4 protein-coding genes and 1 pseudogene are annotated in these 4,660 nt (G+C 67.7%); 1 reads left to right on the forward strand and 4 read right to left on the reverse strand.

Translation table 11 applies throughout. The annotated features are described in order from the left end of the window. Positions 1-273, reverse strand: a pseudogene (locus VNT50_RS05360) (sulfonate ABC transporter substrate-binding protein); the annotation flags it as partial. Positions 274-763: 490 nt separating this feature from the next. Here VNT50_RS05360 and VNT50_RS05365 point away from each other — a divergent pair. Then, a complete protein-coding gene (locus tag VNT50_RS05365; RefSeq protein WP_325484071.1) occupies positions 764-1,447 on the forward strand; it encodes a TetR/AcrR family transcriptional regulator in 684 nt (227 codons plus the stop codon). Between the two features lie 22 nt (positions 1,448-1,469). Here the strand turns inward: VNT50_RS05365 and VNT50_RS05370 are convergent, their stop codons facing one another. From VNT50_RS05370 to VNT50_RS05380, 3 genes are all read right to left on the reverse strand, one after another. Further along, positions 1,470-2,888, reverse strand: coding sequence for an amidohydrolase family protein (locus tag VNT50_RS05370; protein WP_325484072.1), 1,419 nt, complete (start codon positions 2,886-2,888; stop codon positions 1,470-1,472). Next, a complete protein-coding gene (locus VNT50_RS05375; RefSeq protein ID WP_325484073.1) occupies positions 2,885-4,447 on the reverse strand; it encodes an FAD-dependent monooxygenase in 1,563 nt (520 codons plus the stop codon). Before VNT50_RS05375 ends, VNT50_RS05370 begins: the two co-directional genes overlap by 4 nt. Continuing rightward, positions 4,444-4,660 (reverse strand): alpha/beta fold hydrolase (locus tag VNT50_RS05380; protein WP_414683940.1); only part of this gene is annotated, 217 nt, incomplete at its 5' end. The genes VNT50_RS05380 and VNT50_RS05375, both read right to left, overlap by 4 nt.

Here is a 4,660-nt window from a genome sequence, read left to right on the forward strand (position 1 = left end):
GATCGCGGCCGGGCCGGCGTTGAAGACCTGGGTCGTGAGGTCGACGTCGCCGAGGGCATCCTCGAAGAGGCCTTCCTCGAGGCCGACCAGGGCAGGCGCGTGAGTCACGTTTGCGAAGTAGCCGAGACGGAGCTCGTCGACGGACGGCGCTGCCGCCTCCGCCGCCGTGGAGGGCTCGCTCGCCGACTCCGCGGTGCTGGGGGTGCAACCCGCCATCATCGCCACCACTATTCCCACGGTGGTGATCGTCGTCGCGGTGCGGATTCTGTTCACGGTTTCGCCTCCTCATTTCGGCAGTGCTGTGTTCTTGGTGCACGACGGGACAGTCGCGCGTGAGACAAACATGAGACGCGGCGCTCGACAAGCGTGCGCGACCCACTCGGTGAGTGTAGACAGAAGCGTCGCCGCGGCATCCCGCCGTCTGTCACGCACCGGCATGGGGCGTAACGCGGCGTCACAGCCCGGGCATTCGACGCGGCAGACGGATCCGTTGAGCAGGACGAAATGACGTGGATCGGAGTCCACTGCCCGCTTGGCGACCACTCGCATAAACGGCTCCGATATGCGAGGGCGACGACATCCATGGTCGCCAGCCCTGGTCACATCGAGACCGGCCGCAACCCAAATTCTGCCGAACTCCTTCTGTTCCCCAAGCCAGAGCTGAATGGTCCCAGTCTCGGTGCGGCGCACACGTGGGATCGCGCGCCCAGGTCTGGGGCCGATTCAGTGAGCGGTTCCCGTCGGTGACGGCCAGAATGGTGGGATGGCGGAAGGCGTGCAGCATACGGTTCCCCGTGGTCGTGGCCGGCCGCGGGTGCCGCTGGAGCGGATCGTGGCAGCTGCGTTGGCGATCGTCGATGATGGCGGTCCGCAGGCTCTGACAATGCGGGCCCTGGCAAACCGGCTGTCGACTGGTCTGGCGGTGTTGTACCGGGCCGTGTCCGGGCGAGCGGAGCTCGTTGGCCTCGTCGTCGATGACGTGTTGGGCCGCGCGGATTTCGAGGTACTGGAAGGCATCGCGCAAACCGGGGAGACCAAGGAGTGGGAAGACATCTGTCGGTCGGCGGCGCTGTCGCTCTACGACTCGCTGGCCGCGCATCCGGGTGTGGCTGCGTTGCTGACGGAGTACATCCCCACGGGACCGAACGCGCTTGCCGTGCGCGAGGGCGTGCTGCGGTTGCTCTTGAATGTGGGGTTCACCCCGGCGGAGGCGGCTCGCGCGTATGCGACGGTGTCTCGGATGGTGATCGGGTTCGCCGCGCAGTTGCATGCGGAGTCGGGAACTGATCCTTTGCTGACGCAGGGGTTCTTCGCGGGCTTGGACCCGCTGGTCTTCCCGGCCACGCGGTCAGCGTCCGAAGTGTTGGCGCGCATGCGGCTCGACGACGAGTTCCGGTATGCACTCGATCTGTTTCTCGCTGGCTTGTCGGCGGAGCGCTCCCGTTGATCGGGCGTCGACTCGCGTCGCTCTAGGCGTGGCCCGGATGGGGTGCCATCTCAGGTGTGATGGCAAGCTCGGTGCGAACTCGGTGACCGGCGACTTGCGCGACGACGTGTCTCCGCGCGCGTGCGAAAAGGGCTGGGCTGGTGAGTTCCTCGAGTATTCGGTGCCCTGACTCTTGGAGCGTGTGCAGTGACTGCGGTAGGCCGAGGTGGGTGAGCGCGCCGGCGCGTTTGCGCCATTCGCCGGCGACCAGCACTGCTTCGATGGCAGCGGGATGCGCAGCGAGGGCGGTGGCGATGGGGTCGTGGGCGGGCCACAAAGCGACCGTACGCGGGTCGATGATCACGAGGTCGGCCTGCATGCCGGGTTCGAGGCGCCCGATCCGGCTCGCGAGACCGAGCGCCTGCGCACCATGGAAGGTCGCCCATTCCAGTGCGTGGCGGCTGGTGGCAGCGTTCACCGGAGAGAAGATGCCGGATTCGGCCCGGTGTGTGTTGTGTCGGGCGCCGCGCTGGAAGGCGAGGGTCATGCGGGCGGCGACACGCATGTCACCGCTGACGACGGAGTCGGTGTCGGTTCCCAGCGAGGGCGCGGCGCCATGCCGCAGGAGTCGCAGCGCGATCGGGTCGGAATGACCTTGGCCGAGCTCGTTCTCCGGCGTGCTCGTGAAAGTGACGCCGAGATCAATGAGGGTCCTCACCCAGTCGTCGGTCAGCCCGGCGCCGTGGACGAGGTTGACGGATGGGCCGAACAAGCCTGCTTCGTGCACGCGGTCCCACGCGGGTTTCATGGTCCCGCCGGTCTGGTGCATCGAGGCGATGATCCCGCGTTCTGTCGCTGCACGAAGGTCGGCGATGGCGCGCGAGGCGGGCGAGAGCTGGGGTCCGCGGATCGCCATGCCGATGGTCAGGAGGCGGTGCTGCCGACCGGGGCCGTCGAGGATCCGGTCGAGTTCTCGGGTGGAGTCGGCGGCGAGTTTCGTGTACGGGGCGCCGTGCAGGAACACCGTGCGGATGCCCGCGTCGATGAGCCCGTCGATCGCGGCGTCGGTGTGGGCGGGGGTGGGGTTGTTGTGGCACCAGTCGCCGATGGTGGTTGTGCCACCATCGAGTTGCCCGAGGGCGCCGACGAGTGCGGCGATGCGCATGTCCTCCGGCCGGTAGGCATGAGCGAGTGTGCCGTGGATGTTGGTCAGGTACTCGGCCAGCGTCCAGTCCGCCCCGACGGAGCGCAGACCGGTTTGCCAGGTGTGCAGGTGCGCGTTGACGAGGCCGGGGTGGATGATCCTTCCCGTCACATCGATGACCTCGGCGTCATGGTCGGGCAGGTTCGTCCCGACGTCGAGGATCAGGTCGTCCTCAATGAGGATGGCGGCCGGTTCCCAGTCCGGCCGACCGGCGGCGAGCGTGATGACCTGTGCGCCGCGCAGGAGCGTGCGGGTCATGACACGACCTCGGCATGCGGGATCAGCGGTTGTGCCGCGGCGATGATGGCGGCTGCGCGGTCATAGGTCGCAACGGCGGCGAGATACGCGTCGGGTCTCACCAGATAGAGCGTCTCCGTTCTCGCGTGGTACACCTTCGCAAATTCACCGCTCGCATCGGTGAGGTGCAGGATATTCGGCCTGGTCGGGTCGGGCTCTGCGGAAGGAGTGACCACGACCCGGATGAGGCCGGCGCCGGCGCCCGGCCATGGGAGGGTCGATACCTCGGCAGCGGTGCCGGAGCCGAATCCGAGCAGAGCGAACTGTGGTCCGCGCAACGCTTCGAACAGCCGCTTACGTCGCCCGTGCGGGTCCCGCAGTCGCGCGTCGGGTGCCCGATCGCCTGCCCGCAGTGAACGCTTGCCGGCGGGCGAAGTGTCATTGGTGGTGTGCCGGTAGTTGAGGGTGAGCTGCTGTTCGGCGTCACCGCGGGTGATGCTGGACAGATCGAGGGTGCCGAGCCCGTCGTATTTACGGCTTGAGAGCCCGAGCACGGCGGCGGCGATCGGACGCCGTTCGCTCTCGTATGTGTCCAGGAGCGTTTCGGGGGCACCGGCGAGGGTCTGGGAGATCTTCCATCCGAGGTTGTAGCTGTCCTGGATGCCGGTGTTGAGTCCTTGAGCGCCCGCCGGGGGGTGCACGTGCGCGGCGTCTCCGGCGATGAACACCCGCCCGCGGCGGTAGGCGTCGGCGAGGCGGATGTTGGGGCGGAACACCGATGTCCAATGGATGGTCCCGAGGGTCACCTTCGATCCGATCCGGTCGGCGACCCGTGCCCGCAGTGCATCCGGGTCGAGTACCGGGGTCTCGTCGGGGCTGAGGCGGATCATCCACTGGAACGTGTTCGAGTGCGGCAGCGGGCAGGCGCCGACGAAGGTCTTTCCGAGTCCTGGCCAGACGTGCCACCTGTTGCGGAGCAGACCATCGGTGTCGGCGTCGAAGAGGATCACCCTGTCCGCATCGTCGGTGCGGCCGGTGAATCCGATCCCAAGTGCCTTCCGGACAGTGCTGGACGCGCCGTCAGCGCCCAGCAGATACCGGGCGGTGATCTGCCGTTCGTCGTCGCCGGATTCGTCCGTGACGGTCGCGGTGACGCCACCGTCGTCCTGGGTGAGGCCTGTCAGCCGGGTCCCAAACCCCGGATGCACTCCGAGTTCGGCTGCCCGCGCGTGCAGGGCGGCGTTCGTGCGGAACTGCGGGATGAGCCAGGTGTTCGGGAACGGGACGCCGGGGCGGGGATCGCGGGTCTTGATCATGGGCCACGGGAGAGTGGCCGGTCCGAGATGGGCGCCGAGCAGCGGGTAGGTGCTGCCGCCGGCGATGACGTCGTCGATTGCTTCGAGATCGTCGAGAACTTCGAGGGTGCGCGGTTGGATGCCTTTCGCGCGGGAGCCGTCGAACGCGCCCGCGGAGGCATCGATCAGCCGCACGGTGTGGCCGCGCCGGTGCAGGTCTATGGCGAGGGTGGTCCCGGTCGGGCCGGCGCCAACGACGAGCACGTCTACTTGGTCGTCGGTCATCGTCGCGCTCCCTCGATCAAGGTGAGGAACTCCGAGAACAGCTCCGCGGTGAGTGCCGGGCGCTCGTAGGAGACCATGTGTCCCGTCTGCGGGATGAGTTCAGCGCGGACCGGTTCCAGCAGTTCTACGGCTTCGTCCCACCGGGTGGGCGGAGTGACCTGGTCTTCGTCTCCCCATAACAGCAGCGTCGGTAGTCCGCTCTCCCGCACCGTC

The organism is Microbacterium sp., assembly GCF_035554235.1.
Lineage (GTDB): Bacteria > Actinomycetota > Actinomycetes > Actinomycetales > Microbacteriaceae > Microbacterium.

What these genes read in the sequence shown, in the direction of transcription:
- VNT50_RS05365 (WP_325484071.1), top strand. Translation starts at nt 764, where the DNA reads ATGGCGGAAGGCGTGCAGCATACGGTTCCCCGTGGTCGTGGCCGGCCG.
- VNT50_RS05370 (WP_325484072.1), bottom strand. Translation starts at nt 2,888, where the DNA reads ATGACCCGCACGCTCCTGCGCGGCGCACAGGTCATCACGCTCGCCGCC.
- VNT50_RS05375 (WP_325484073.1), bottom strand. Translation starts at nt 4,447, where the DNA reads ATGACCGACGACCAAGTAGACGTGCTCGTCGTTGGCGCCGGCCCGACC.